The 20,445-nt window shown below is 68.7% G+C and carries 19 protein-coding genes; 9 read left to right on the forward strand and 10 right to left on the reverse strand.

Annotation, left to right across the window (positions count from 1 at the left end; translation table 11 throughout):
- Nucleotides 1–213: 213 nt before the first annotated feature.
- Nucleotides 214–1,473, forward strand: coding sequence for a D-amino acid dehydrogenase (locus FIU88_RS07305; protein ID WP_152478723.1), 1,260 nt, complete (start codon nucleotides 214–216; stop codon nucleotides 1,471–1,473).
- Nucleotides 1,474–1,819: 346 nt separating this feature from the next.
- Nucleotides 1,820–2,164 carry a hypothetical protein gene (locus FIU88_RS07310; protein ID WP_152478724.1) on the forward strand — a complete coding sequence of 115 codons (345 nt, stop codon included), beginning with the start codon at nucleotides 1,820–1,822 and terminating at the stop codon, nucleotides 2,162–2,164.
- Between the two features lie 86 nt (nucleotides 2,165–2,250).
- Here FIU88_RS07310 and FIU88_RS07315 read toward each other — a convergent pair whose 3' ends face one another.
- The 3 genes from FIU88_RS07315 to phhA form a co-directional block, all read right to left on the reverse strand.
- Entirely contained in the window at nucleotides 2,251–3,441 is a 1,191-nt protein-coding gene (locus FIU88_RS07315; protein WP_152478725.1) for an amino acid aminotransferase, read from the reverse strand.
- A complete protein-coding gene (locus FIU88_RS07320; protein WP_016854632.1) occupies nucleotides 3,442–3,780 on the reverse strand; it encodes a 4a-hydroxytetrahydrobiopterin dehydratase in 339 nt (112 codons plus the stop codon).
- A 94-nt stretch (nucleotides 3,781–3,874) separates the two neighbouring features.
- Nucleotides 3,875–4,705, reverse strand: coding sequence for a phenylalanine 4-monooxygenase (gene phhA / locus FIU88_RS07325; RefSeq protein WP_152478726.1), 831 nt, complete (start codon nucleotides 4,703–4,705; stop codon nucleotides 3,875–3,877).
- A 289-nt stretch (nucleotides 4,706–4,994) separates the two neighbouring features.
- Here phhA and FIU88_RS07330 point away from each other — a divergent pair, with 289 nt between their 5' ends.
- Nucleotides 4,995–6,557 (forward strand): sigma-54-dependent transcriptional regulator, encoded by a 1,563-nt coding sequence (locus tag FIU88_RS07330; protein ID WP_152478727.1) that lies wholly within the window; start codon nucleotides 4,995–4,997, stop codon nucleotides 6,555–6,557.
- Nucleotides 6,554–7,165 (forward strand): hypothetical protein, encoded by a 612-nt coding sequence (locus tag FIU88_RS07335; RefSeq protein WP_152478728.1) that lies wholly within the window; start codon nucleotides 6,554–6,556, stop codon nucleotides 7,163–7,165. Before FIU88_RS07330 ends, FIU88_RS07335 begins: the two co-directional genes overlap by 4 nt.
- A gap of 4 nt (nucleotides 7,166–7,169) precedes the next feature.
- On the opposite strand, the gene FIU88_RS07340 is transcribed toward FIU88_RS07335, so the two are convergent.
- The 3 genes from FIU88_RS07340 to cfa all read right to left on the reverse strand — a co-directional run bounded on the left by FIU88_RS07340 (nucleotide 7,170) and on the right by cfa (nucleotide 11,680).
- Entirely contained in the window at nucleotides 7,170–9,119 is a 1,950-nt protein-coding gene (locus tag FIU88_RS07340; RefSeq protein ID WP_152478729.1) for an ATP-dependent DNA helicase RecQ, read from the reverse strand.
- Between the two features lie 83 nt (nucleotides 9,120–9,202).
- On the reverse strand, nucleotides 9,203–10,120 hold the full coding sequence (locus FIU88_RS07345; RefSeq protein ID WP_152478730.1) for a sensor domain-containing diguanylate cyclase: 918 nt from the start codon (nucleotides 10,118–10,120) through the stop codon (nucleotides 9,203–9,205).
- A gap of 408 nt (nucleotides 10,121–10,528) precedes the next feature.
- Nucleotides 10,529–11,680, reverse strand: a complete 1,152-nt coding sequence (cfa, locus tag FIU88_RS07350) for a cyclopropane fatty acyl phospholipid synthase (RefSeq protein WP_152478731.1) — start codon at nucleotides 11,678–11,680, stop codon at nucleotides 10,529–10,531.
- A 169-nt stretch (nucleotides 11,681–11,849) separates the two neighbouring features.
- Between cfa and FIU88_RS07355 the strand changes: the two genes are divergently transcribed.
- The 5 genes from FIU88_RS07355 (at nucleotide 11,850) to FIU88_RS07375 (ending at nucleotide 16,639) form a co-directional block, all read left to right on the forward strand.
- Complete coding sequence (locus FIU88_RS07355) at nucleotides 11,850–12,179, forward strand: MTH1187 family thiamine-binding protein (protein ID WP_016854641.1); 330 nt, start codon at nucleotides 11,850–11,852, stop codon at nucleotides 12,177–12,179.
- Between the two features lie 216 nt (nucleotides 12,180–12,395).
- The gene (gene hppD, locus FIU88_RS07360) at nucleotides 12,396–13,508 is read left to right on the forward strand and encodes a 4-hydroxyphenylpyruvate dioxygenase (protein WP_152478732.1); all 1,113 of its coding nucleotides are present in this window, start codon (nucleotides 12,396–12,398) and stop codon (nucleotides 13,506–13,508) included.
- Nucleotides 13,509–13,670: 162 nt separating this feature from the next.
- On the forward strand, nucleotides 13,671–15,131 hold the full coding sequence (locus FIU88_RS07365; RefSeq protein ID WP_152478733.1) for a sodium-dependent transporter: 1,461 nt from the start codon (nucleotides 13,671–13,673) through the stop codon (nucleotides 15,129–15,131).
- Between the two features lie 169 nt (nucleotides 15,132–15,300).
- Nucleotides 15,301–16,176, forward strand: a complete 876-nt coding sequence (gene cobA / locus FIU88_RS07370) for a uroporphyrinogen-III C-methyltransferase (protein WP_253742789.1) — start codon at nucleotides 15,301–15,303, stop codon at nucleotides 16,174–16,176.
- A gap of 121 nt (nucleotides 16,177–16,297) precedes the next feature.
- On the forward strand, nucleotides 16,298–16,639 hold the full coding sequence (locus FIU88_RS07375; RefSeq protein ID WP_051008814.1) for a septal ring lytic transglycosylase RlpA family protein: 342 nt from the start codon (nucleotides 16,298–16,300) through the stop codon (nucleotides 16,637–16,639).
- Nucleotides 16,640–16,666: 27 nt separating this feature from the next.
- On the opposite strand, the gene FIU88_RS07380 is transcribed toward FIU88_RS07375, so the two are convergent.
- The 4 genes from FIU88_RS07380 to FIU88_RS07395 are packed head-to-tail and all read right to left on the reverse strand — an operon-like array spanning nucleotide 16,667 to nucleotide 20,383.
- Entirely contained in the window at nucleotides 16,667–17,746 is a 1,080-nt protein-coding gene (locus tag FIU88_RS07380; protein ID WP_152478734.1) for an ABC transporter substrate-binding protein, read from the reverse strand.
- Nucleotides 17,746–19,119 carry a sensor histidine kinase gene (locus FIU88_RS07385; protein ID WP_152478735.1) on the reverse strand — a complete coding sequence of 458 codons (1,374 nt, stop codon included), beginning with the start codon at nucleotides 19,117–19,119 and terminating at the stop codon, nucleotides 17,746–17,748. The genes FIU88_RS07380 and FIU88_RS07385 overlap by 1 nt, the downstream gene beginning before the upstream one ends.
- A complete protein-coding gene (locus tag FIU88_RS07390; protein WP_152478736.1) occupies nucleotides 19,116–19,775 on the reverse strand; it encodes a response regulator transcription factor in 660 nt (219 codons plus the stop codon). The genes FIU88_RS07385 and FIU88_RS07390 overlap by 4 nt, the downstream gene beginning before the upstream one ends.
- The gene (locus FIU88_RS07395; protein WP_152478737.1) at nucleotides 19,772–20,383 is read right to left on the reverse strand and encodes a helix-turn-helix domain-containing protein; all 612 of its coding nucleotides are present in this window, start codon (nucleotides 20,381–20,383) and stop codon (nucleotides 19,772–19,774) included. Before FIU88_RS07395 ends, FIU88_RS07390 begins: the two co-directional genes overlap by 4 nt.
- Nucleotides 20,384–20,445 lie beyond the last annotated feature (62 nt).

The raw sequence follows: 20,445 nt of genomic DNA on the forward strand, positions 1-20,445 counted from the left end.
GTTTTTTGCTGTTTTTCATTGTTTTTGTTTATTTAAAGTCCAGTAAGTGATGATTATTTGAAGGTTGTGACAATCCATGAAGTGAATAACAGAAAAATCATCTAACTTGGCTCTCCTATACTCGTTCCATCGCATCGCCCGGGCATGGCCCGGGCGATTTCGTTCCCGCAGATGGCACGGCGATCCAACAACACGATCAGGGGAGAGCACGGCATGAAGGTATTGATTCTCGGCAGCGGCGTGGTCGGTGTCACCAGCGCCTACTATCTGGCGCGTCAGGGCCATGAGGTCACCGTGGTGGATCGTCAGTCGGCACCGGCCATGGAAACCAGCTACGGCAACGCCGGTCAGGTGTCGTTCGGCTTCTCCTCGCCCTGGGCCGCACCCGGCATCCCGCAGAAGGCGGTGAAGTGGATGTTCCAGGAGCATGCGCCGCTGAAGATCCAGCCGCGCATGGACCCGACCATGGCCCGTTTCATGATGAAGATGTTCGGCAACTGCAATCCCGAGCGCTATGCGGTGAACAAGGAGCGCATGGTGCGCATCGCCGAGCACAGCCGGGCCTGCATCGACGCTCTGCGCGCCGAGACCGGCATCCGCTACGAGGATCGTCAGAAGGGTCTCTTGCAGCTGTTCCGTCACGACAGCCAGGTGGAGGCCGTGGCCAAGGACATGCAGGTGCTCGAGCGCTGCGGCGTTCGCCACCGGCTGCTGGGCGCCGACGAGGTCACCGCGGTCGAACCGGCCCTTTCCCGGGTGCCGGGCAAGTTCATCGGCGGCCTGCACCTGCCGGACGACCAGACCGGTGACTGCCACCTGTTCACCAATCGCCTGGCCGACTATTGCCGTGAGCACCTGGGCGTCAGTTTTCGCTTCGGCGTCGACATCCAGCGCATCCGCCGCGGCAACGCCGGCATCGAGGGCGTGATCACCAGCGCCGGCGAGTTCACCGCCGACGCCTACGTGGTCTGCCTGGGCAGCTATTCGCCGTTCCTGGTCAAGGACCTGGGCATCCGCCTGCCGATCTACCCGGTCAAGGGTTACAGCCTGACCGTGCCGGTGGTGGACGACGGCGGGGCGCCCCAGTCCACGGTGATGGACGAGACCTACAAGGTGGCGATCTCGCGCTTCGATGACCGCATCCGCGTGGGCGGCACCGCCGAGCTGGCGGGCCACGACCTGAGCCTGCCGGAGAAGCGCCGAGCGACCATCGACATGGTGGTGCGCGACGTCTTCCCCGAGGGCGGCGACGTCGACCGCGCCGAGTTCTGGAGTGGCCTGCGTCCGATGACGCCGGACTCCACGCCGATCATCGGCGCCACCCGCTACGACAACCTGTGGCTCAACACCGGCCACGGGACCCTGGGCTGGACCATGAGCTGCGGCAGCGCCCAGCTGCTGGCCGATCTGATGGCGTCCGAAACGCCGCGCATCGACCCGCAGGGGCTCGACGTCTCGCGCTACGCCGCCTGACGCGCCCTTGCCCGCGACTTGCTCGCGGATATTGACCGGACGGCCCGCGCATGGCGCGGGCCGTCGCCGTATGGCGACAATGTAATCCTCTGTTTTCAAAGGGAATAAAGGGTGGGGGGCTGGTATGTCGCCTCATGGCGACGTCTTCCCGGTCGAGGGCGGTCGCCGGGCTCGTTCGGTCGTCACGATCGATTTTTAACTTGCTGATATTAAAAGCATCGCGGAATAGCTGGCACGTCGTTCGCAGCCTATGAGGGTGAGGCAGGCCTCGATGGACTGCCGTCGACACCCACCGGGCGTCGCAGGCAACGTATCGCCGCCACGCCGGTTTCGCCAAGGAGGCATCATGACGTTCAAGACACTCGCCATCGGCATCACCCTGGCCTGCAGTTCACTGAGCGCGGGCACCCTGCTGGCCGATACCGCGGCCGAGGCCAGCGCTGGTGCCCGGCTGTCGGCCTCGCACCATGACGTGCGCGTCGGCGCCGATACCGACAGTGGCCTCGCGACCGAACGCGGCCGGGCCGACCGCGACGCGGGAGAGGCCTCGCGTCGCTCGGGCGAGCATCATGAGCGGGCCTCGGAAACGGTGCATGACGCCACGGATCGGGTGGAGCGGCAGCTGGCGCAGCGCCACGATCGGGCCACGACCGCCGTGGAGGATGCCACGCATCGCGCCGTTCGGCGCTGAGTCCGAGCCGCCGCGCGTCGCGGCCGGAATGCACGACGCCCGGGCCGCAGGGCCCGGGCGTCGCGTGTCCGAACGGCGTCAGCCGGTCAGTCGTTGACCGCGGCGATCGCCTTGGCCAGGTAGGGCAGGTTCTCGTGGGAGAAGCCGGCCACGTTGGCACGGCCTGAGCGCACCATGTAGATGCTGAACTCGTCGCGCAGGCGGTCCACCTGTTCCGGCGTCAGGCCGGTGTAGGAGAACATGCCGCGCTGCTCGGCCACGTGGGCGTACTTCTCGTCCAGGCCGTAGGGCTTCAGGGCCTCGACGAAATCGCGACGCAGGGTGTTGATGCGGTCGCGCATCTCGGTGAGCTCCTCGCGCCAGACGGCGGTCAGCTCGTCGGAGTGCAGGATCTCGGAGACGATGGCGCCGCCGTGGGCCGGCGGGTTGGAGTAGTTCTCGCGGGCGACGATGGCCACCTGGGAGCGCACGTTCTCCATCTGCTCGGCGTTCCTGGCGACCATGATCAGGCAGCCGGTCCGCTCGCAGTAGATGCCGAAGTTCTTGGAGCAGGAGCTGGTGATGATCACCTCGTCGAGGTTCTCGGCCAGCAGGCGCGGCGCGAAGGCGTCCTCGTCCAGGCCCTCGCCGAAGCCCTGGTAGGCAAAGTCGACCAGCGGCAGCAGCTTGCGCTCCTTGAGCACCTCCAGCACCTGTTTCCACTGATCCTGAGACAGGTCGAAGCCGGTCGGGTTGTGGCAGCAGGCGTGCAGCAGCACCACGTCGCCCTCGGGGATCTGCTTCAGAGCCCCGAGCATGCCGTCGAAGTCGAGACGGTTGTCGGCGTCGACGTAGGGGTACTTGTGCAGGGTGAGGCCGGCCGCCGGGAAGATGCCGAGGTGGTTCGGCCAGGTCGGATCGCTGACCCAGACGTCCTTGCCGGGCAGCTGGGTGGCGATGAAGTCTGCCGCCAGGCGCAGCGCGCCGGTGCCGCCGGGAGACTGGGTCGCGCTGGCGCGGCCGGCCTCGAGCACCGGGGAGCCCTGGCCGAATACCATCGGCAGCACCACGTTGCCGTAGGCCGGAGCGCCGTGAGAACCGATGTAGGTCTTGGTGGTCTCGTTGTTGAGCAGCAGGGCCTCGGCTTCCTTGACCGCGCGCATCACCGGGGTGTTGCCCTGGGCATCACGATAGACGCCGACGCCGAGATCGACCTTCTGAGGGTTGGTGTCCTTCTTGAAGGCCTCGATGAGCCCGAGGATGGCATCCCCGGGAACCCGCTCAATCTGTTCGAACATTTACGTCGCTACCTCGTCGGTTCTGGCGGCTAGGATGAAATCGTTTTTGTGCAGGCCCTTCATCTCGTGGGACCACCAGGTCACGGTGACCTTGCCCCACTCGGTCAGCAGGGCCGGGTGGTGGCCCGCTTCCTCGGCGATCTCGCCGACCCGGTTGGTGAACGCCAGGGCCTGCCGAAAGTTGCGGAACGTGAATATCCGCTCCAGCTGCATGATGCCATCGCGCTCGACGATCTGCCACTCGGGGATATTGCCGCGATACTGCTCGATCTCGCTCTCGGTGACGTGGGGGGCGTCCCAGCTGCAGGCTTCGCACTGTTGTTCGGAAAGCTCGCTCATGATGACTCCTCGTAGGCGCGTTGTGGTGGATGTGGGATATGTCATGGTGATGATCGGCCGCCGATGCAAGGGGCGGTCGCGCCGCTGCCAGGCATCAGGCGCCGGCTGCCTCGGTCTCGGCGGGTTTGGGTTTCGGCGGAAAGCGCGGCTCGAACAGCCCGAGTGCCATGGCCTCGTGAACCATGGCCATGATGTCGCGGCCGGCCAGCTCGTGCAGCGTCTCCAGGCTATCCAGTACATAGTAGAGCGGCTGGAGGATGTCGATCCGGTAGGGCGTGCGCAGCGCGTCCAGCGGATCGAAGGGCGCCTGAACGGGGGCGTCGGACAGGGCGTGCAGGGTCTCCTTGGGCGAGGAGATGATGCCGCCGCCGTAGACGCGCCGGCCCGCGGGGGTATCGACCAGGCCGAATTCCACGGTCATCCAGTACAGCCGGGCCAGGTAGACGCGCTCCTTGGGCGTGGCCTCCAGGCCCAGGCGGCCGTAGGTGGCGGTGAATTCGGCGAAGGCCGGATTGGTGAGCATCGGGCAGTGGCCGAAGATCTCGTGGAAGATGTCCGGCTCCTGCAGGTAGTCCAGCTCCTCCGGCGTGCGGATGAAGGTGGCCACCGGGAAGCGGCGATTGGCCAGCAGCTCGAAGAAGGTGTCGAAGGGAATCAGTGCCGGCACCTGGGCGGTTTCCCAGCCGGTGGCGTCGCGCAGCACGGCGTCGACCTCGGCGAGCTGGGGGATGCGCTCGACGGGCAGCGCCAGGCGCTCCATGCCGTCGAGATATTCCTGGCAGACGCGGCCCGGCAGCAGCTCTACCTGACGCTCCATCAGCGTGCGCCAGGTGGCGTTTTCCTGCTCGCTCCAGGCGATATGGCCGTTGGCGTCCGGCATTCTGGCCTGATAGGCGGTCTTCTTGGGGGCGCTTTGAGCCTTCATGGTTGCTCCCGTCACGGTATTGGAATTGTCATGGCCTCAAGGGGATGACCGCAGTCTAGGTGGAGCGACGGGGCGAGTGGGGCCTTCGGCGGGCGAACTCGGGCGGCGGGAAGGCGTTTGGTTGTAAAGAATGCATGACAGTCGGGGCTCGCGGAGGGGGTGATGCGGCCAAAGGCGCATGGTATCGGCGTCGCCACGCCCTTAATGTCACGTTATCTTTACAGGTGAGTCACGCCGGGCTGACGACCTTCTTGCGGCCCGGTCCGTTTTTTCGACCTGCGAGTCTTTCATGCGCCTGAGATTCCACTGCCAGAACCGCATCGGCATCCTGCGCGATATCGTGGCGCACTTCGCCGACTACGGGCTCAACGTGGCCCACGGCGAGGTCGGCGGCGAGCACGGCAACGCCATCTACCTGCACGTGCCCAACCTGCTGAACGCCCAGCTGGCCACGCTCAAGCCCGAGCTCGAGCAGGTGCCCGGGGTGTTCGGCGTGCGCCGGGTCGGCCTGATGCCCAGCGAGCGGCGACACCTCGAGCTCGATGCGCTGCTGTCGTCGCTGTCGGACCCGGTGATGTCGATCGACATGGAGGGCCACCTGGTGGCGGCCAACCGCGCCGCCGGGCAGCTGCTGGGCGTGCGGGTCGATGAGGTGCCGGGCCTGTCGCTGGACCGCTACCTGCCCGATCTCGACCTGCCGGAGCTGATCCGCCGCAACAACGCCCGGGTCAACGGGCTGCGGGTCAAGCTGCGTGACACCGTCTACCTGGCCGACATCTCGCCGCTGCACCGCGAGCAGCAGTCGGACGTGGCCTCGCTGGCCGGCGCCGTGGTCACCCTGCATCGCGCCGATCGCATCGGCGAGCGCATCTATCAGGTGCAGCGCCAGGAGCTGCGCGGCTTCGAGTCGCTGTTCCAGGCCAGCCCGCGGCTGGAGGCGCTGATCGGCGAGGCGCGCCGCATGGCGCCGCTGGACGCGCCGCTGCTGATTCAGGGCGAGACCGGCACCGGCAAGGAGCTGCTGGCCCGGGCCTGCCACCTGGCGAGCCCGCGGGGGCAGGCGCCGTTCATGGCGCTCAACTGTGCGGGGCTGCCGGAATCCATGGCCGAGACCGAGCTGTTCGGCTATGCGCCGGGCGCCTTCGAGGGCGCGCGACCCGAGGGCAAGCTGGGGCTATTGGAGCTGACCGCCGGCGGCACCATCTTCCTCGACGAGGTGGGCGAGACCAGCCCGCGCATGCAGGTCAAGCTGCTGCGCTTCCTGCAGGACGGCGGCTTTCGCCGTGTGGGCAGCGACGAGGAGACCTATTTGGACGTGCGGGTGATCTGCGCCACCCAGCAGGACCTGCCGAGCCTGTGCGCCGAGGGGCGCTTCCGCCAGGATCTCTACCACCGTCTCAACGTGCTGACCCTGGAGGTGCCGCCGCTGCGGGACTGCCTGGACGGCATCCAGGCGCTGGCGACGCACTTCATCGACCGCGCCGCCACCCAGATCGGCTGCCCGATGCCGCAGCTGTCGCCGGGTGCGGTGGCGCGGCTGTCGGCCTATCACTGGCCGGGCAACGTGCGCCAGCTGGAGAACGTGCTGTTCCAGGCGGTGTCGCTGTGCGAGGGCGGGGTCATCGAGCCGGCGCATCTGCGCCTGCCCGAGGTGGGCCGGGTACCGGGGCTCGCCGGCATCGATCTCGGCGGCTCGCTGGGCGATATCCTCGGCGAGGTGGAGCGGCGGGTGCTGTCGAGCCTCTATCCGCAGCATCCCTCCAGCCGCCAGCTGGCCAAGCGCCTCGGCGTCTCGCATACCACCATCGCCAACAAGCTCAAGCGCCACGGGATCGGCTCGGAGGACGAATGAGTGTCGCCGGTCGAGGGCGACTGCCGCGCTGGCTGAAGATGACCTTCACGCTGTGGATGCTGTTCTGGGCGCCTTCGGTGGCGTTACGCATCGGCGTGCAGAACTACCTGTGGCTGTGCAACCTGGCCAACTTCCTGCTGCTGGCCGGGCTGTGGGCCGAGAGCCGCCGGCTGGTCTCCATGGCCTGGCTGGCCACGGCGCTGGTGGGAAGCCTGTGGGCGCTGGATGCCGGCGTCGCCTGGGCCAGCGGCTGGCATCCCATCGGCGGCACCGAGTACATGTTCGATGCCGAGATTCCGCTATCGGTGCGACTGCTGTCGCTCTATCACCTGGTGCTGCCGCTGGTGGCCGGTTTTGGCGTCGCGAGGCTCGGCTATGATCGCGTGGCCCTCGCCTGGCAGACCGCGCTGACCTGGGCGGCGATCCTCGCCGCCCGGGCGCTGACCGATCCCTCGCGCAACGTCAACTGGGTCGAGGGCCCCTTCGGCGGCGCCCAGGCCTGGCTGCCGGACGGGCTCTATGTCATCGCGCTGATGCTGGCCTGGCCGCTGGCGCTCTATCTGCCGGTGCATCTGGCGACGCTTTCGCTGGTGCGGCGGCGAGCGTGAACGATCAGCGGGAAAGCCAGTCGCGCACCTCGCCGAAGGGATGGGCCTCCAGCGCCGCGAAGCCGTCGAGCTGGCGCGCCTTGTGGCGGGTCAGCCGCGGCGAGGTCAGCCCGCACAGGAAGCGGGCCAGCAGCGTCGCGGTGGCGGCCTCGCCTTCGCCGGCAGCCGAGAGCCGTTCGCGCAGCGGCGCGGTCAGGGCGGCGGCGTCCATCGCGGCGAGCGGCGCCGGTGGCGGCGGGGAGGGCAGTTGCGCCACCTGGCCGCGGCAGCCCGAGCAGTGGCCGCAGCGTTCGGGGGCGGCGGCGTCGCCGAACCAGTCCGCCAGCCGCCGGGTCAGGCAGCCTTCGCGCTCGAACAGCGCCAGCATGGCGTGCAGCCGTTCGATCTCGGCCCGCTCCTTGTCGACGAAGGCCCGGTGTAGCCGCGTGATCAGGGCCTCGTCGACGGGCTGGCGCACCTCGAAGACCTCGGTCATCTGCTTGCTTTCCAGTGTGATCAGGTCCTTGTCGGCGAAGTAGTCCAGGGCGGTGATCACGCGCTGGCGCGAGGTGTCGAGGCCGCGCTCGGCGCCCAGCCGCGCCAGGGCCTCGAGGTCCAGCCGGTACCAGGTGCGCGCCTTCGACGAGGCCTCGAGGATCGCCTCGACGAAGGCCCGGCGCTCGCCCTGGAAGCGGGCCACCAGGGTCTCCGCCGGCTCCTCCAGGCGGAAGCGGTATTCGGCGAAGTAGCTGAAGCGCGGCCGGATCACGCCCTCCAGCTCCAGGTGCACCAGCAGCGTCTTGAGCGGCAGCGGACGGATGTCGCTGTCCCGGGACAGGGTGTTGAGGGTGAAGGCCCAGTCCTCGCCGGGGGCGGGCAGGGTCGCCGTCACCCGGGCGATGGCGTCGCGCTCCGGGGTGTCGCCATAGGTGAAGTTTTCCAGCACGCTGAGGTGATCGCGGCCGGCCAGCATCAGGCACTCGGCCGGGGCGCCGTCGCGCCCGGCGCGGCCGATCTCCTGGCTGTAGTTCTCCACCGACTTGGGCAGGTCGAAGTGCACCACGGCGCGGATGTCAGACTTGTCGATGCCCATGCCGAAGGCGATGGTGGCGACGATCACCGGCGTGCGCCCGGCCATGAAGTCGTCCTGGCGGCGGGCGCGGGTCTCGGCGTCGAGGCCGGCGTGATAGGCCGCCGCGGGCAGGCCGGCGGCGCCGAGATAGGCCGCCAGGCGCTCGGCGGTCTGCTGCAGGGTGACGTAGACCACGGTGGCCCCGGCGTTCGGCCCCTCGATTCGTGGGCGCAGCCATTCGACCAGCCGCCGCGGTCGCTCGTCGGCCGCCACCGGCGCCACCTGCAGGTCCAGGTTGGGGCGGTAGAAGCCGGTGGCGGTGACGTCCTCGGCCTCGATGGCGAAGTGGCGGCGCATGTCCTCGATCACCTTGGGGGTGGCGGTGGCCGTCAGCAGCAGGCTCTGGGGAATGCCGAGCTCGTGGCGCGTGGCCGGCAGGGTCAGGTAGTCGGGGCGGAAGTTGTGGCCCCACTCGGAGATGCAGTGGGCCTCGTCGACCACCAGCAGCGAGATCGGCACGCGGCGGATGAAGGCGCGGAAGCGCTCGTTCTTGAGCCGCTCCACCGACACCATCAGGATGCGGATGTCGCCGCGGGCCACGCCGTCCATCACCGCCCGGGCCTCGTCCTTGCTCTGGGAGGAGTCGAGGCTGGCGGCGGCGATGCCGTGACGCTGCAGGAAGGCCAGCTGGTCCTGCATCAGCGCCAGCAGCGGCGAGACCACCAGCGTCAGATTCGGCAGGTGAAGGGCGGAGAGCTGGTAGCACAGCGACTTGCCCGAGCCGGTGGGGAAGATGGCGGCCGCCGAGCGGCCGGCGACCACGGCCTCGATGACCGGGCGCTGGCCGGGGCGGAAGTCGGGATAGCCGAAGACCCGGGCGAGGGTCTGGTCGATAGCGGTCATGGCGGCTCCGGGCGGCGTCGATGAAGCGACAAGGATACACGCCATGGGCGGCGATCTCGCCCCGCTCCAGGGCGGCCCCGTCGTCAGCCGTCGGCCACCACCCGGTTGCGGCCCTGGTGCTTGGCCCGGTAGAGGCTGGCGTCGGCGCGATGCAGCAGGGTGTCGCGGGCGTCGCCGACGCGGTGCTCGGTGATGCCGATGCTGACCGTGATCCGCCCGGGGCCGAGGTCGTCGAAGTGGTGCTCGGCGATGGCCCGGCGCAGGCGCTCGGCCAGCAGGGCGGCGTTTTGCCGGGAGGTCAGCGGCAGCAGCAGGGCGAATTCCTCGCCGCCGAGTCGGGCCAGCAGGTCCTCCTCGCGCAGCAGCGAGCGGCAGCAGTCGGCCAGCTCGCACAGCGTGGCATCCCCCTGCAGGTGTCCCCAGGTGTCGTTGATCGCCTTGAAGTGGTCGATGTCGATCATCATCAGCGACAGCGGGATCGCATGGCGGTTGCTCAGCGAGATTTCCTCGTCGAGCCGGCTCAGCAGCTTGCGCCGGTTGGCCAGCCCCGTGAGGGTGTCGCTGTCCGACAGCGCCCGCAGGCGCTCCTCTTCGGCGACCTGCTCGCTGACGTCGAGCATCATGCCGTGCCACAGCACGCCTGTCTCGACCCGCTGCGGCTGGGCGCGCACCGCGATCCAGCGCCATCGCGCTTCCGTGATGACGAAGCGGAACTTGAGAATGATCGGCGAGCCGAAGCGCGCCGAGCGCTCGATGTTGGCCATCAGGCCGGGATGGTCCGCCTCGTGAATGTGGGCGAGGGCCGGCTCGGCGTTCTCGGCCAGGCGTTCCGGGTCCAGCTCCAGCAGCTGGATCCCGCTGCCCATCAGCAGGGGGAAATGGAGATGGCCGGTGGCGCTGCGATGCAGCTGAAAGATCAGCCCGGGCAGCTGATCGGCCAGTTCCAGAACCCTCGACGGTTCCAGCCGTTCCGTGCACGGCGCGACATCGATGGGAGGCATGGGGTTTCCCTGTTGGTTCCTGCTGCGTACAGGAGTGTCTTTGTCGTTGAATGCGTGGCGATCGTCGCGGAGGAGGAGCGCGCCATCATTGTTTTTAATGAAGTGGAATATAATACATTCGTTGCCGTTGACCGACATAAGCATTGGACGTAGGCCAGACGCTGCGCCTGGTGTAGGAGATTGGCGACAGCGTCGGTGCCTGAAGCGACCCGGCGAACTGACTCATGATTGCAGTCAGCCGGCGGGGCACAAGGGCAAGGGCAGCGGGAAACCGGGCGTCGCCGAGGCACCCAAGGATGACGTTGGGATCAGGGAAAACCGTGCGCGGGGAAGTCGCCCGATGGAGGGGCGAGCCTGTCAGCCTTGGGTTCTACCTCGGCGCCTGTCTCTTCATCGGCGTGTTCTTCATCAGCGTGGCGCGTCGTAGCGTCCCTCCCGGCCTTTCGAGAATACCACCTGCCACAGCTGCAGATTGCGGGCGCGGAAGGCGCCGGCGCAGATGGCGAGGTAGTAGCGGAACATTCGCCGGGTGCGTTCGTTGTAGCGGTCGGCGATCTCGTCCCAGTGGGCGTCGAAGTTCTCGAGCCAGGCCATCAGGGTGCGGTCGTAGTCGGCACCGAAATTCTGCCAGTCCTCCATCAGCAGGTGCTCCTCGCTGGCCTGGGCGATGTGCCGGGCGGAGGGCAGCACGCCGTTGGGGAAGATGTAGCGGTTGATCCAGGGGTCGGCGCTGATATGAGAGGTGTTGGAGCCGATGGTGTGCAGCATGAACAGGCCGTCGGCGGGCAGCAGGCGATCCACGGTCTCGAAGTAGGTCGCGTAGTTGCGATGGCCGACGTGCTCGAACATGCCGATGGACACCACGCGATCGAACTGGCCCTCGAGCTCGCGGTAGTCTTCGAGCAGGATCTCGACCGGCAGCCCCTCGCAGCGCCGGCGGGCCAGCTCCGCCTGCTCCCTGGAGATGGTGATGCCGGTGACCGCGACCCCGTGATGTCGCGCGGCGTGTTCGGCGAAGCTGCCCCAGCCGCAGCCGATGTCCAGCACCCGCATGCCGGGCTCCAGATCGAGCTTGCGGCAGGCGAGCTCGAGCTTGGCGAGCTGCGCCTCCCGCAGGCTGCCGGCGTCCTTCCAGTAGCCGCAGGAGTAGCACATGGTCTCGTCCAGCATGCGCTCGAAGAGGTCGTTGCCGAAGTCGTAGTGGGCCTCGCCGACGATATGGGCGCGGGCGCGGCTCTGCAGGTTGAAGAAACCGGACTGCAGACGATACATCAGCCGTTCCGACCTGGATTGGGCATGTTCGCCCAGGCCATGACGCAGCAGCCGGTGGGCCAGTTCGTCGATGTGCTCGCACTCCCACCAGCCGTCCATGTAGGCCTCGCCGAGTCCCAGGGTGCCCTGGTGCAGAACCCGGGAGAAGAAGTCGGGATGGTAGACGCGGATGTCCGCGGGGGCCGAGCCGTTGAGGGCGATGCCGGAGCCGTCGAGCAGCTTCTCGAAGACGCGTCGGGCTCGGGTGTCGGGCAGGGCGATGGGGCCGAGACGTGGGTCGCTGGTCATGGTTCCTCCTGGTCCTTCAGAGTCGGGGCAGCCGGGATGTGAAAGCGGGAGGTGGCGTGATTCCGATTGTTCTATTACAAGGCGTTAGCATAGATCAGGCGTGAGCGTTTCTGACAACTCACGTTACTGTTTTATAAATCACCAACCGTTAAGAGAAGAGGGCAATATCATGCACGTCATCGTGGATCTGTGTGTGGTGCCGCTGGGCGTCGGTGTGTCGGTCTCGCCCCAGGTGGCGGCCTGCCAGCGGGTGATCGAGGCCTCCGGGCTGGATTACCGGATGCATGCCTACGGCACCAATATCGAAGGGCCCTGGGACGAGGTCATGGCGGTGGTCAAGCGCTGTCACGAAACGGTGCACGAGATGGGGGCGCCGCGCATCACCTCGACCCTCAAGATGGGGACGCGGACCGACCGGGAGCAGCGCATGGATGACAAGGTCGAAAGCGTCGAGCGCCTGCTGGGCGATACCGACGCTCAGGGTGTAACGAAAATTTGACGGCCTGTCAGCGAACCTTTCCGCCCGAGCGAGGAGGTTTGGGGGGTGGGATGACGGTGTCACGGAATCTTGACGATGCCCGTCGAGGCGGGCCCTCCGAGGGCGGCGGGAGGGCGCCGCGGCGCATTCCGGCGGGGGGCGAGGCGCACTAGTCTGGGGGCACCTCGACGGGCCAAGGCCCGGAGATCACAATCACAAGCACCCCGGAGGTTCTGCATGAACGCCCCCGTCCAAGGCACCCCCGCTCAGGCGCCCCAGACCGATACCACCAACCCGCTCGGCACCGACGGCTTCGCCTTCGTCGAGTACAGCGCGCCCACCGCCGAGGGCATCGAGGCGCTGCGTCGCCTGTTCCTGCAGCTCGGCTTCACCGAGACGCGCAAGCACCGCTCCAAGGAGGTCTTCCTGTTCCAGCAGGAAAGAATCAACTTCGTGCTCAACGCCGAACCCGGCAGCCACGCCGCCGAGTTCGCGCGCGTTCACGGGCCCTCCGCCTGCGCCATGGCCTGGAAGGTGGCCGATGCCCGCCGGGCCTTCGAGCGCGCCGTGGACTGCGGCGCCACGCCGGTGGAGGTGCCGGTGGGCGAGGGCGAGGTCGGCATTCCGGCGGTCGAGGGCATCGGCGGCTCGCTGCTGTACTTCGTCGACGACAGGCTCGACGGCGAGGGTCGCAGCATCTACGACATCGACTTCGCGCCGATCGAGGGCCGCAGCGCTGGGGATCACAGCGTCGGCCTGCAGGTGCTCGATCACCTGACCCACAACGTCGATCGCGGCCAGATGGACGTCTGGGCCGGCTTCTACACCCGCCTGGCCAACTTCCGCGAGCTGCGCTACTTCGATATCGCCGGCAAGAAGACCGGGCTCTACTCCCGGGCCATGACCGCGCCCTGCGGCAAGATGCACATCCCGATCAACGAGTCCGCCGACGACAGCTCCCAGATCGCCGAATTCCTGCGCGAGTACAACGGCGAGGGCATCCAGCACCTGGCCATGGCCACCGACGACATCTACGCCACCGTGCGCGCGCTGAAGGCCAACGGCATCCAGTTCCTGTCCACCCCGGACACCTACTACGAGAGGGTCGACCAGCGCGTGCCCAACCACGAGGAGAACCTCGACGAGCTGCGCGAGCTGAACCTGCTGGTGGACGGTGCCCCGGAGCAGGGCGTGCTGCTGCAGATCTTCACCGAGACCGTGATCGGGCCGATCTTCTTCGAGATCATCCAGCGCAAGGGCAACGACGGCTTCGGCGAGGGCAACTTCAAGGCCCTGTTCGAATCCATCGAGGAGGACCAGATCCGCCGCGGCGTGCTCAAGGCAGACTGATCCCACCGGTTGGCCGAGTGCCGGTCATGGCGGGGAGGCGGAAAACAGAACAATCCGCCGTCTCCCTGCCCAACCACGATAAAATCCGTCACAATAGCCGCCTTGCGGTGGCCCCATGCTGTGTGGCGGCGACAACAATAGTTCCGTGATCCCTGGTGTGACATGACTAACGACTCACAACCCCGTACTCAGTGGCTGGGCCGCTGGGGCTTCGTCCTGGCGGCGACCGGCTCCGCGGTCGGCCTGGGCAACGTCTGGAAGTTTCCCTACATGACCGGCGAATACGGCGGCGGGGCCTTCGTGCTGGTCTATCTGGCCTGCATCCTGGCCATCGGCGTGCCGGTGATGATGACCGAGATCGCCCTCGGTCGCCGCGGCCGCGGCAGCCCCATCGACGCCATTCGCCGGGTCACCGCCGAATCGAAGGGGGCCTCGGCCTGGTCGCTGCTCGGCTGGATGGCCATGCTCTGCGGCTTCATGATCCTGTGCTTCTACGTGGTCGTGGCCGGCTGGTCCTTCTCCTACCTGTGGAAGATGCTCACCGGCGGCCTGGCCGGCTCCAGCGTCGACGACATGGCGGCCATCTTCGGCGCCAACAACGCCAACCCGTTCAACCTGGGCTTCTGGAGCACCCTGGTCACGATCGCCACCATGGTGATCGTCGGCAAGGGCGTGCAGGCCGGTATCGAGAAGAGCGTCAGCTGGATGATGCCCGGCATGGTCGTGATGCTGGTGATCATGATCGTCTACGGCGCCTTCTCCGGCGGCTTCGGCGAGGCGGTGCAGTTCCTGTTCGCCTTCAACGCCGGCAGCCTGTCCAGCGAAGGCATGCTGGCCGCCATGGGCCACGCCTTCTTCACCCTGTCGCTGGCCTCCGGCGCGATCCTGACCTACGGCAGCTACCTGCCGCGCCACGCCTCCATCGGCCGCACCACCCTCAGCGTGGCCGTCGCCGATACCCTGGTGGCGCTGATGGCCGGCCTGGCGATCTTCCCGGTGATCTTCGCCAACGGCATGGAGCCGGGCAGCGGTCCGGGGCTGATCTTCATGAGCCTGCCGCTGGCCTTCCAGGCCATGCCGATGGGCACCCTGTTCGGCGTGCTGTTCTTCGTCATGCTGTCCATGGCCGCGCTGACTTCCTCGATCTCCATGGTCGAGGCCACGGTCTCCTGGCTCACCGACAACAAGGGCATCTCGCGTCGCACCGCGTCCTGGGGCATCGGCATCGTGCTGTGGGTGATCAGCACCCTGGCCATGCTGTCGTTCAACGTCGGCGCCGACTGGACCCTGGCCGGCAAGCACTTCTTCGACTGGCTGGACTACCTGACCTCGCGCTGGATGATGCCGCTCGGCGGTCTGGGCGTGGCGCTGCTGGCCGGCTTCGTGCTCAACAGCGAGTCGGTGCGCGAGGAGCTCGGTCTGTCGCCGGCGGTGCATGCCCTGTGGCTGTTCATGGTGCGCTACGTCAGCCCGCTGGGCATCGTGGTCATCTTCCTCGATGCCCTGGGCATCGCCACCCTGGAGTTCGGCGTGCAGTGGCCCTGGTTGCTGCTGGCACTGGCGGTGATCACGCTGATCGGCGAGCTCGCCAGCCCCCGGCTGATGCGCACGCTGTCCGCCTGACGACACCGTGCTTCGCGTGTACGCGGCCCCCGCTTTGGCGGGGGCCGCGTCGTTTCAGGCATCGTGCGGGCACACAAATCCTGGATGAGAGGCGATGGGGAGTGGCATTTTGCCGGCAAATTAATTACTTTATTGCATATAAAATCTTTTTTGATCGAGATATTGGAATATGTGCGCCGCGACCCCCCCGTCCGCTTCCTCGGCTCTCCGGCTGCCTCCCGCGGCGTCCGACCTGGTGCCCGGGCGCGTCAGCCTGGTCGGCGCCGGGCCCGGTGATCCGGAGCTTGTGACCGTCAAGGCGCTGCGGCGCCTGCAGGCCGCCGACGTCATCCTCCATGACCGGCTGGTCAGCGACGAGATCCTGGCCCTGGCCGGCCCTGAGGCGCAGCGTCTCTACGTCGGCAAGGCCCGCTCCGACCACAGCGTGCCCCAGGAGGGCATCAACCAGGCGCTGGTCGACTGGGCGCAATCGGGCAAGCGCGTGGTGCGCCTCAAGGGCGGTGACCCCTTCATCTTCGGCCGCGGCGGCGAGGAGCTCGAGACCCTGGTGGCGGCCGGCGTCGAGGTGGAGGTGGTGCCGGGCATCACCGCGGCCTCGGGCTGCGCCGCCTATGCCGGCATTCCGCTGACCCATCGGGATCACGCCCAGTCGGTGCGCTTCATCACCGGCCACCTGCGCAATGGCAGCTGCGATCTGGACTGGCAGGCGCTGGCCAGCCCCGGCCAGACCCTGGTGTTCTACATGGGGCTCGGCAGCCTCGAGCTCATCTGCGAGCAACTGCGCGCCCATGGGCTGGCGGATGACACGCCGCTGGCGCTGATCGAGCAGGGCACCACGGCACGCCAGCGGGTGCACGTGGCCAGCCTGTCGGATTTGCCGTCGGTCGATGAGTTGGCTAATATCCGCCCTCCAACGCTTATCATCGTCGGCACGGTGGTGACATTGCATGACGCCCTGGCCTGGTTCGACAGCGATCGAGCCGCCAGCCATGGTTGGCTGCAGGGAAAGCACCCGACACCGTCCGATACGTCTGGCGGCGCCTGATCGCAGGAGGTCGATTGGCGCCCATGCTGTTGCGAGGTGACACATGGGGTTTTTCGGCAAGGCGGGCCCGGTCCGCTTCAGCGGCGTTCGCCGTCTGGCGATGATCGGCCTGCTGGCCGGGATGTTCGGCAGCACCGGTCCGAGCCTGGCCCACGACGAGGGCGACGCCGCGTCGATCCAGAAGGGCGTGGCGTCCTTCTACAGCGATCGCTTCCAGGGGCGCACCACGGCCAGCGGCGACGCCTTCGACCAGCGTGAATTCACCGCCGCGCACCGCACCCTGCCGTTCGGTACCAAGGTGCTGGTGACCCGGCCCGACAACGGCCGTCAGGTCGAGGTCATGATCAACGACCGTGGCCCCTTCGTCTCCGGCCGCGTGATCGATCTCTCCAAGAGCGCCGCCCGTGCGCTCGGCATGCTCCATCGCGGCACGGCCCGGGTCCAGCTCAGCCTGGTCGACTGATCCGCCGTCCGGACGCCGCGTCGCCCGTCAGGGTGACGCGGCGTCCGTGCGTGTGAACTCCCGTTTCCAGCGCGTCAGCAGCGCCTGGCGCTTGAGGTCGTCCAGGGTGGCCAGCAGCCCCGGCCCCAGCGACACGGGCCTCAATGCCTCGCCGTGGGTAGCTTGCAGGGCCGCGGCCGTGCCCGGACCCTCCAGCGCCGGGTGTACGGCGCCCAGCGGCGTGGCCTCGGCGATCACCCGCTGACCGGCTTCGCCGAGCAGGAAGTCCATGAAGTGGCGCGCGTTGTCCGGATGCGGCGCGTGGCGCGAGATCAGCGCCAGGCGCTGGGTCACCAGGGCATAGTCATCGGGCACCACGACCTCCAGCGCCGGATTGGCGTCGGCCACCGCCCGGGCATAGCTGCCCAGCAGGTTGTACCCCAGCCAGTAGCGGCCGTCGTCGAGGCCCGCCAGCATCTCGCCGGTGGTGGTCGCCAGCGCCGCTCGGGCGCCCCCGAAGGCGGCCACCAGATCCCAGTAGCGCGGCGTCAGCCGCGATTCCTGAATGGCATAGCCGTAGCCGGCGCCGCTGCGCTCCGGGTCGTAGGTCACCACGCGCCCGCGCAGGGCCTCGGGATGGCGTTCGAGCATGGCGAGCAGATCGGCGTGGCTCTCCGGACGCCCGAAGCGCTCGATGAGTTCGCGCCGCACCACCATCACGATCGGTTCGAAGGTGAAGGCGAACAGCTCGTGTCGCCAGCGCGCCCAGGCGGGCCAGGCCTCGGCCTCCGGCGACGCCAGCGGGCGCGCGTGGCCGTCGTTGGCCAGACGGTACTGCCAGGGCATGGCCGAGGACATCAGCACGTCGACCTCGTCGGGATGCGCCAGGAAGCGCCGATGCAGGCTCAGGGTGTCGAGGTTGCGATAGGTGAGCGCGATGCCCGGATGGCGCGCGTGGAACGCCTCGAACAGCGGCCGGGCGTAGACCAGGTCCAGCGCGCCGTGCACCACCAGCTCGCCCGAGGTCCCGGTCATCGGTTCGGCGGGGTAGTGCAGGCGCTCGTCGGCGCCGGCGAGCGGGGCCAGGCAAAGCCATGGCCACAGCAGGGCGAGCCAGCAATGTCGCATCAGGCGATCTCCTCCGGGAAGTGCAGGCCGACCCGCAGCCCCTGGCCGTCCAGGCCGTCGTCGAGCCGCAGGCGCGCGCCGTGGGTGCGGGCGATGCCGTCGACGATGGCGAGCCCGAGCCCGGAGCCGTCGGGATCGTCGCTGCCGCGATGGAAGGGGCGCAGCATCAGCAGGCGCCGGTCGGCGGGGATGCCGGGCCCGTCGTCCTCGACCTCGAGCACGGGCGGGGCGGCGGTGACCCGCACGGTGATGCGCGTCGCCCCGTAGCGGCGCGCGTTGTCGACCAGGTTGGCCAGCACTTCCTCGAGCTGCCAGTCGAGTCCGGCCACCGTCACCGGGGAGTCCGGGGCGTCGAGCCCCAGGTCGATGCCGGCGCGATGGCAGGGGCTCCAGTGTCGACGCACGGCGCCGCGCGCCAAGGCATCGAGATCCACCGGGGTGAGCTCAGGGTGGTACTCGGGGTTGTCGAGGCGGGTCAGCGACAGCAGCTGGACGGCCAGATGCGAGGTGCGGGCGCTGGTGGCCTGCATGGCCTCGAGCGCCTCGCGCCAGTGCTGCGGGTCGTCCTGGCGCAGGGCCAGCTCGGCCCGGGCCGAGAGGCCGGCCAGCGGCGTGCGCAGCTGGTGGGAGGCGTCGCCGATGAAGCGCTCCTGGTTGGCCTTCACCCGGCGCATGCGGGCCAGCAGCTCGTTGAGCGTCTCGCGCAGCTCGGCGAGCTCGTGCGGCAGCGGCAGCTCCAGCGGCGCCAGGGTGCGTGGGTCGCGGGCGCGGATGGCGCGACGCAGGCGGCTCAGCGGGGTCAGGGCGCCGCGAATGGCCAGCACCACCACCGCGGCGGCGAGCCCCGCCATGCCGAGGATGTAGGCCAGATTGGCGCGCAAGAGCTCGCCGGTCAGGCGTTCGCGCCCCTCGCGGGTGTGGGCGACGCGCACCTCGAAGCGCTCGCGCGCCCGCCAGTCCTCCAGGCGGGCGCGGCGCACGCCCTGGCGCAGTTCGAGGTCGTGCCAGACCAGATCGCGGAAGCGCAGTGCGTTCTCGTCATTGCCGTCGCGGCGGGGCGGGCCGGGAAGGTCGGCGTTGCCGGTGACGAAGCGCCCCTCGGCGTCGTAGAGGGCGTAGAAGACGCGCTCCTCGGCGTCGGTGGCGAGCATCTCCAGCGCCGCCGGCGGCAGGTCGAGCCACAGCCGTTCGTCCTGCCACTGGACCTGCTCGGCGATGGCCAGGGTGGCGGCCTCGAGCAGGCGGTCGAAGGCGCGATCGGCGGTGTGGCGGGCCTCGATCCAGGCCTGCAGCACCATCAGCGCGCCCAGCGCCATCAGCGGCAGCAGCAGCCAGGTCAGCAGGCGCCGATACAGGCTGTCGCGCCGCGTCACTCGGCCTCCAGCAGGTAGCCCAGGCCGCGCACGGTGCGCAGGGCGACGGCGCTGCCGGCCAGGCGCTTGCGCAGGCGGTGGACGTAGACCTCGATGGCGTTGTCGCCCATGGCCTCGCCCTGGAAGGCCTCCTCGGCCAGGCGGGCCTTGTCGACCGGCTCGCCGCCGTGGCGCATCAGGCAGGCCAGCAGGCGCTGCTCCCGCGGCGGCAGCGACAGCGTCTCGCCGTCGAGGGTGAAGCGCTGGGCCGGGGCGTCGAAGGCCAGCGGGCCGACCTGGAGCGCCTGGCCGCGCTCACGGCGGCGCAGCAGGGCGCGCACCCGGGCCTCGAGCTCGTCCAGGGCGAAGGGCTTGGCCAGGTAGTCGTCGGCGCCGAGATCGAGCCCGCGCACGCGATCCTCCACCGCGCCCCGGGCGGTGAGGATCAGCACCGGGGTGTCGGCGTCGTGGCGGCGCAGGGTCTCGAGCACCTCGAGCCCGCTGCAGCCGGGCAGGTTGAGGTCCAGCAGCACCAGCGACAGGCCGTGGTCGGCGCCGTCCAGGCGCTGCCGGGCGGCCTCGCCGTCGGCCAGGTGCTCGATGCCGTGTCCCTCCAGCGACAGGGCGTCCACCAGCGTCTCCGCCAGCAGCCGATCGTCTTCCACCAGCAGCATCATCGTGGGGTCTCCTCCTCGCCGGCTAGGCTTCGGCTCAGGGCATCGCGGGCCCGGGCCAGGGCCTCGTGGGCGGCCCCCGGGGCGAGGCGGCCGGCGGGGCCGGACAGCGACAGCCACAGCGGCGGCTCCCCGGGCGCGTCGGCCAGCGCCAGGCAGGTCATGGTGCCGCCGGGCAGGGCGGGGCGCGGGTCCACGTCCTGCTCCACCGGCCAGCGGCTGCCGGGGCGCAGGTCGTGGCGCAGCGGTGTGGCGGGCAGGGCGGCCAGACGGCATTCCGCCTCGCCGGGATGCAGCGCCAGCAGGGCGGCGGTCTCGCCGGTCTCGGCGGCCAGGCGGTCGAGCCAGGGCTGGACGCGCACGGCCAGCTGCTGCGAGGGCGCGTGGCGACGGGCCAGGCGCATGGGGCTGCCGCCGAGCCGCCAGCGGCCGTCCTCGCCGCGCTGCACGTAGTCGAAACGGGCCAGCGAGCCGAGCAGGCGCAGCAGTGTGCTCTTGTAGAAGCCGGTCGCCTCGGCCAGTTCGGCCAGGGCGAACGCCTCCTGGGAAGAATCGAACACCTCGAGCACGGTCAGTGCGCGCTCGACGGCCTCGACGCGGTCCTGGGCCATCGTCGCTCCTCGTTCATGATCTTGCTCTCGCCATCGCCCGTGGATGGTCTCTCATGGCCTTG

It is taken from the genome of Halomonas sp. THAF12 (assembly GCF_009363675.1).
In the GTDB taxonomy this organism is placed as follows: Bacteria; Pseudomonadota; Gammaproteobacteria; order Pseudomonadales; family Halomonadaceae; genus Halomonas; species Halomonas smyrnensis.

Bases quoted from the DNA above. Each gene is read 5' to 3' on its own strand.
- FIU88_RS07305 (WP_152478723.1), top strand. From the start codon at position 214: ATGAAGGTATTGATTCTCGGCAGCGGCGTGGTCGGTGTCACCAGCGCC.
- FIU88_RS07310 (WP_152478724.1), top strand. From the start codon at position 1,820: ATGACGTTCAAGACACTCGCCATCGGCATCACCCTGGCCTGCAGTTCA.
- FIU88_RS07315 (WP_152478725.1), bottom strand. From the start codon at position 3,441: ATGTTCGAACAGATTGAGCGGGTTCCCGGGGATGCCATCCTCGGGCTC.
- FIU88_RS07320 (WP_016854632.1), bottom strand. From the start codon at position 3,780: ATGAGCGAGCTTTCCGAACAACAGTGCGAAGCCTGCAGCTGGGACGCC.
- phhA (WP_152478726.1), bottom strand. From the start codon at position 4,705: ATGAAGGCTCAAAGCGCCCCCAAGAAGACCGCCTATCAGGCCAGAATG.
- FIU88_RS07330 (WP_152478727.1), top strand. From the start codon at position 4,995: ATGCGCCTGAGATTCCACTGCCAGAACCGCATCGGCATCCTGCGCGAT.
- FIU88_RS07335 (WP_152478728.1), top strand. From the start codon at position 6,554: ATGAGTGTCGCCGGTCGAGGGCGACTGCCGCGCTGGCTGAAGATGACC.
- FIU88_RS07340 (WP_152478729.1), bottom strand. From the start codon at position 9,119: ATGACCGCTATCGACCAGACCCTCGCCCGGGTCTTCGGCTATCCCGAC.
- FIU88_RS07345 (WP_152478730.1), bottom strand. From the start codon at position 10,120: ATGCCTCCCATCGATGTCGCGCCGTGCACGGAACGGCTGGAACCGTCG.
- cfa (WP_152478731.1), bottom strand. From the start codon at position 11,680: ATGACCAGCGACCCACGTCTCGGCCCCATCGCCCTGCCCGACACCCGA.
- FIU88_RS07355 (WP_016854641.1), top strand. From the start codon at position 11,850: ATGCACGTCATCGTGGATCTGTGTGTGGTGCCGCTGGGCGTCGGTGTG.
- hppD (WP_152478732.1), top strand. From the start codon at position 12,396: ATGAACGCCCCCGTCCAAGGCACCCCCGCTCAGGCGCCCCAGACCGAT.
- FIU88_RS07365 (WP_152478733.1), top strand. From the start codon at position 13,671: ATGACTAACGACTCACAACCCCGTACTCAGTGGCTGGGCCGCTGGGGC.
- cobA (WP_253742789.1), top strand. From the start codon at position 15,301: ATGTGCGCCGCGACCCCCCCGTCCGCTTCCTCGGCTCTCCGGCTGCCT.
- FIU88_RS07375 (WP_051008814.1), top strand. From the start codon at position 16,298: ATGTTCGGCAGCACCGGTCCGAGCCTGGCCCACGACGAGGGCGACGCC.
- FIU88_RS07380 (WP_152478734.1), bottom strand. From the start codon at position 17,746: ATGCGACATTGCTGGCTCGCCCTGCTGTGGCCATGGCTTTGCCTGGCC.
- FIU88_RS07390 (WP_152478736.1), bottom strand. From the start codon at position 19,775: ATGATGCTGCTGGTGGAAGACGATCGGCTGCTGGCGGAGACGCTGGTG.
- FIU88_RS07395 (WP_152478737.1), bottom strand. From the start codon at position 20,383: ATGGCCCAGGACCGCGTCGAGGCCGTCGAGCGCGCACTGACCGTGCTC.